This window comes from Snodgrassella sp. B3088 (assembly GCF_026535815.1).
GTDB lineage: Bacteria > Pseudomonadota > Gammaproteobacteria > Burkholderiales > Neisseriaceae > Snodgrassella > Snodgrassella alvi_E.
The window spans coordinates 1-4,791 of the sequence record NZ_JAFNPG010000003.1; the positions used below are offsets into that span (position 1 = coordinate 1).

A 4,791-nucleotide genomic window follows, 5' to 3' on the forward strand; every position below is an offset into this window, starting at 1 on the left:
TGGTGCCAGTAATATGCAATATTACATACTTGTCACATAACACTACTTACTGCCACATATTGCCCCAAACGCCCGTTTTATGGAGTTTTTAAAGGATTTTAAAAAACACATATCAAGTTATATATTCGCAAAATAATAGCTTTTACTGTCACAGAATTGTCACAAATTTATTCTATGTAATTATATTTAATATTCTACAACCGTGGTGCCGCGCACCACGATTGCTATTTAATTTAGGCGCTACTCCCCGACAGCTTTTACTAGCGCGCTATGCCGTCGCGCACAGTCATTGTACTTCTCTACCACCCCAACTGCCCACGGGAGAATGTCGGCGCCTGTTGAGCCCTTTAACGGGCTTAATGCAGGGCATGGCTCGGTAAGGTTGGCCTGAACATTAACGGCTGCTAATGGCTTCGTTGACGAGGCGCACCCCTGAAGCATCCAGACAGACATTAGTGTACACAGGCACCCTAACAATTTTTGTGACTTGCGCTTGTCGTTCATCTCGCTTTACCTCGTTTTCTGCTTTCTGTTTCTCATAATTTTGGCTGGCCTGCTTGGATGCTTCCTGCTGTTTGGCCAAAGCCACTTGATATTGCCTTTGCGTTTCGTCTTTCCCTTTGTGGTAGCCGTTCTCANATAAGGCCGCCAGCAACCACGCGCCAGCGGCCAAGTAATTAACATTCTTCATGGCTACACCTCAAAATGTGGGTAATCTTTGGTCTTCTGCCAATCCCCGCCCCAAATGATGGAGACATTTAGTTCCTTGGCGGCCTGCTTCATGGCTTCGGCGATTAAACGGAATTTGGCCAAATTGTTCCAATCTACCGGATAAGGTACCAAATCTACGGCGCGCCCTTGGGAATGCTTACTCGCAAAAGGATTATTTAGCCACGTAACTTTANAATGTTGGGCTGTGCGTATTTGGCCGGCACACCTTTCTGTGTACATTGCTGGGCAGTTCTACCCTTGCCATAGTTAATGCAACATTGCTCACGGGAGCGCAATNNAAAATCTTGTTTAGTGATTTCAATGGCTCGTTGAACCACCTTTACAAGGTTAGTATTTACCCCCTGAAGATTAGTTAAAGAACGCTTACTTAATTTGTACATATCAAAACCTTTCACGCATAAAAAAACAGCCCAAAGGCTGTTGGTTATTAATAGTTGACAATTAGATTCTTACTAGGCATGATTGATTCATGGGGTGTCGAAACCCTTAGCAAGCCGCATCACGACGGTTATCGTGATTCTTTGTGCCTGTATGATTTCAATCAATGTCTGTATTCAATTGGCATTTGATTCCTTTTTATGGCCGAGAGGGTGAAGAATACAATACCCGCAAGGGAAATAATTCCAGCCTTACTTTTCAGGTTTTCGAACCTCTTGGCCGCCTATCTAGGTTATCATTTACCTTATGGGCAAGACATATAGGCAACCGTGAGGTTGGCTGCGTCCTTGTTGGGCAGTTTCCTACCCTGTATGTTCTTGCCCTCCAACGTGACAATTTGCGGTAGTTGACACCCGCCACCCTACTTTCCTAAACACAATTTGCATTGCTAGTAAAAGACGTTAAGCAATCTTATTGTTAGAAACAAGCAATGACACCAACCACTCCTTGGAGTGGTTTTTTAATGGAAGTTGAAAATGAAAATTAAAACAGCTAATATAGTTACGCAGCTTTCAATAGAGCTGTCAGGTTTGGCGACCTGTTTTTCACGGTAACAAATACCGCTTAAAGCGGTTTTTTTGTTTGCATAGTTTACCAATGGGTAGGCTATATGGGACATCGCAAGATGTGCTGTTTCCGTGTAAGCAGTTCGCCAACCTGTATAGTCCTACTCTACCCATTTGGCGATGGGAGATAGGTTTAAATATCTACACGGAGTTGATTATGCAAAATCAAATCGTTTCATCTCTTTTTGAAAATGTCCCTATTCGCACTATTCATCACGAAGACCAAATATGGTTCGTTGCTCAGGATGTTTGTGCAGCATTACATATTAAAAACGTAACTCAAGCAGTTGAAAAGCTTGATGACGATGAGCGGTCTATGTTTAACATAGGGCGGTCTAAAATCAATGGTGGTGGAGGTGAAGTTAATATTATTAGTGAAAGTGGTCTATTCATTTTAATTCTACGCAGCCGCAAAGCAATGGAGATGGGGAGCCTACCCCATAGATTTAGAAAATGGGTAACTAGTGAAGTCCTGCCCTCCATTCGCAAAACCGGCAGCTATGCACTAACCATTTCTTGTGAACAGCAAAAACAATTACGACAGGCTGTGCAATTCGTGGTTAGCCAAACAGGCCGAACTTATCGTGCAGTGTACAGAGGTCTTCATGATAAATTCCATGTTTATCGCTATCACGATATTTTAGCCAAAGACTTTAACGACGCCTTAAAATACTTGCAAAGCATACCCGATGCGCCTGAACTGTTTAAGCCTGTCACTAATAATCAACCTTTGCTTAATCAAGATGGTAGATGGCTCGTCATCGTTAAAAATGCTACCGTAGAATACGTCAAAAACATTGACGGCTATAACTGCGTTGATGCAGATGTGTTTAGGAAACTCTTACGGCAAACTAAACAGCAAGCCGAGTACCTGATTGAGCTAGCTAAACGTATTAGAGTAATTCACGGTGAATGCAGCCTTTCAAGATTAGATGTTCCTATTGAAGAACTACATCCTAAAGTTATCATTTGATTGTGTAACAGATTCAAGCCAGCTAATCAGCTGGCTTTGCTACAAGCTTGAACGGCTAAAACGGTATGTCGTCATCTATATCATCACTCACCGGCGGGGATTGCTGATACTGGTGCGGCTGTCGCTGAGTTGGTGCGGGCGACGAGGTTGGCACTGATGCCACAGGGGCTGCGCCATGGCTTACATAGCTATTTGTGTCATTGCCTGCGCCATCATTCCGACTGCCTAGCATCTTCATTTCATTTCCGATGATGTCGTAGACCAATCGCTCCACATTATCTTTGCCGGTATATTTACGGCTTTGTATCCGCCCCTCTATGAAAACCTGATTGCCTTTGCGTAGATACTGGCTGGCAATTTCCCCTAATTTACCGTACAGCGTAATATTATGCCATTCGGTTTTGGTCTGTTGCTGCCCGCTTTTATCTTTCCATTTTTCATCAGTAGCAAGGGGGAAATTAGTTACCGCATCCCCACTGGGCATATAACGCGTTTCAGGGTCTCGGCCTAGGCGACCAACTAAAATTACTTTGTTTACAGACATAGCACCCCTCTTTAAGCGGCCATTAATAATACAGATTTTGCTAATTCGTCTAATTCACCTAAAAATTTATTAACCTCTGCTTCTAATTCGATTATTTTTTCATCGTCCCTAAAAATACGAACAGAACTGAAAGCAAGATTCTTTGGTAACCGGTCATCATAACTAACAAAATCGCACCATTTCCTACCCGTGCACACCATCTGCCATTGCATTTGCAACATATATTCGGATTTAGGTTTTTTAGTTCTGATGAAATCTAGGTGTGTAGATGTGTTAGGGCATTTAATTTCTAATAATCCATCATGCCCTACCAACCCATCAGGAGACGCCCCAGACATTTGAATGGTAGGATGGTTAATGAATCCGACTTCTTCAACTAACTCGCCAGTTAAAAGAATATAATTAGAACGGGCTTTGGGCTCAAGGTCGATGCCGCGTTGTACCGCTGCGTTTACAAAAATGCTTTCATGCACGCCGGTCAGGCGTTCGCAAAGCAACTGCGACATATAATTTTTACGTGCTGCCGCATATCCGGATTTAATTTTTGCTGTGACGTCGGCAATTCGGCTGCCTGTTACCTTACCAAGCCGAGCGGCAAACCATTCATCAGTTCTTTGCTCCATTTTTAAGCCTCCTTTATTTCCGCATCGACGGTATTTAATTCGACGTCTTTAGCAATATTAGATATGCGTACCATCTCATCCGTACCTATGATTGCACGCTGTTCTGTTGATAAGCTTCTAAAATGTTCACGAAGTAAATCAATATCGCCTTTCTGTGCGACTTGCTCGGCCTCCGTTATCAGATTTTGCCTTTCAGGGTTATGTAAATCGCCGGCAAATGGGTTAGGCTCATCTTCACCCACGCAATCTTTTGCGTTTTTGATTCTTTCTGCCTCGTCTTCGTCGTAAATTCCAGCAAAACCAAAAGCCAATCGCGCCGCCTGAATCATTGCCTTGTGTCTCAGCATGCGGTTAGGATGGGTTTTCCACGGCTGCGTGTTGCGTCTGCACTCACTCATAAATTCAGTAACTGAAACGGGGTGGGCGCGGTCTTTGCGGTAAATTCGACAAGTACAACTATTCTCGTTATATTCAAAATCCATCCCATCAAATTGCGAATTAGCATTTATAATCCGCGCCCAGCCATCAACGCCCACTACCGGAGTAATGCCGCCATTGCTTGGAAATGCATATATTTCAGATGTCCATGGGTTTAATTTGTATTGATTAGCAACGATTAACAAGGCCGTCATCTGCTCGTTGGTCACTTCCCCCTTGAATGCTGTTTTTTTAAGCGTTTCTATTAATCCTTGTCCGCTTCCTAAATCAAAGGTTTTTGCGAGTTTGTTACTTAATTCTGTCAATTGTGTATTCACTTTGTTCTCCATAAAAAAATAGCCAGCTGATTAGCTGGCTTTTGATTTTGTAACTTAATCAAATGTACTATTTATCTATTTGTCGTCCTTATCTCCTATTATTTTTTCTGCCTTACTACAGACTGCATTGATTAACTTTTGTGCCATCCTTGGCGCGGTG

The 4,791-nt window shown here is 42.9% G+C and carries 6 protein-coding genes; 2 read left to right on the forward strand and 4 right to left on the reverse strand.

Going from position 1 to position 4,791, the window contains the following annotated elements:
* Window positions 1–693: 693 nt before the first annotated feature.
* Window positions 694–951 (reverse strand): M15 family metallopeptidase, encoded by a 258-nt coding sequence (locus J3U75_RS03175; RefSeq protein ID WP_267390492.1) that lies wholly within the window; start codon window positions 949–951, stop codon window positions 694–696.
* Window positions 952–1,276: 325 nt separating this feature from the next.
* Between J3U75_RS03175 and J3U75_RS03180 the strand changes: the two genes are divergently transcribed.
* Both J3U75_RS03180 and J3U75_RS03185 read left to right on the forward strand, forming a co-directional pair.
* Window positions 1,277–1,516 carry a hypothetical protein gene (locus J3U75_RS03180; RefSeq protein WP_267390493.1) on the forward strand — a complete coding sequence of 80 codons (240 nt, stop codon included), beginning with the start codon at window positions 1,277–1,279 and terminating at the stop codon, window positions 1,514–1,516.
* A 377-nt stretch (window positions 1,517–1,893) separates the two neighbouring features.
* Window positions 1,894–2,709 (forward strand): BRO family protein, encoded by an 816-nt coding sequence (locus J3U75_RS03185; protein ID WP_267390494.1) that lies wholly within the window; start codon window positions 1,894–1,896, stop codon window positions 2,707–2,709.
* 55 nt (window positions 2,710–2,764) lie between these two features.
* On the opposite strand, the gene J3U75_RS03190 is transcribed toward J3U75_RS03185, so the two are convergent.
* From J3U75_RS03190 to bet, 3 genes are read right to left on the reverse strand one after another with little or no spacing between them, the layout of a single operon-like run.
* Window positions 2,765–3,253 (reverse strand): single-stranded DNA-binding protein, encoded by a 489-nt coding sequence (locus J3U75_RS03190; RefSeq protein WP_267390495.1) that lies wholly within the window; start codon window positions 3,251–3,253, stop codon window positions 2,765–2,767.
* 11 nt (window positions 3,254–3,264) lie between these two features.
* Window positions 3,265–3,876: a lambda exonuclease family protein gene (locus J3U75_RS03195; protein WP_267390496.1), complete on the reverse strand. Its 612-nt coding sequence runs from the start codon at window positions 3,874–3,876 to the stop codon at window positions 3,265–3,267.
* 2 nt (window positions 3,877–3,878) lie between these two features.
* A complete protein-coding gene (bet, locus tag J3U75_RS03200; protein WP_267390497.1) occupies window positions 3,879–4,631 on the reverse strand; it encodes a phage recombination protein Bet in 753 nt (250 codons plus the stop codon).
* Window positions 4,632–4,791 lie beyond the last annotated feature (160 nt).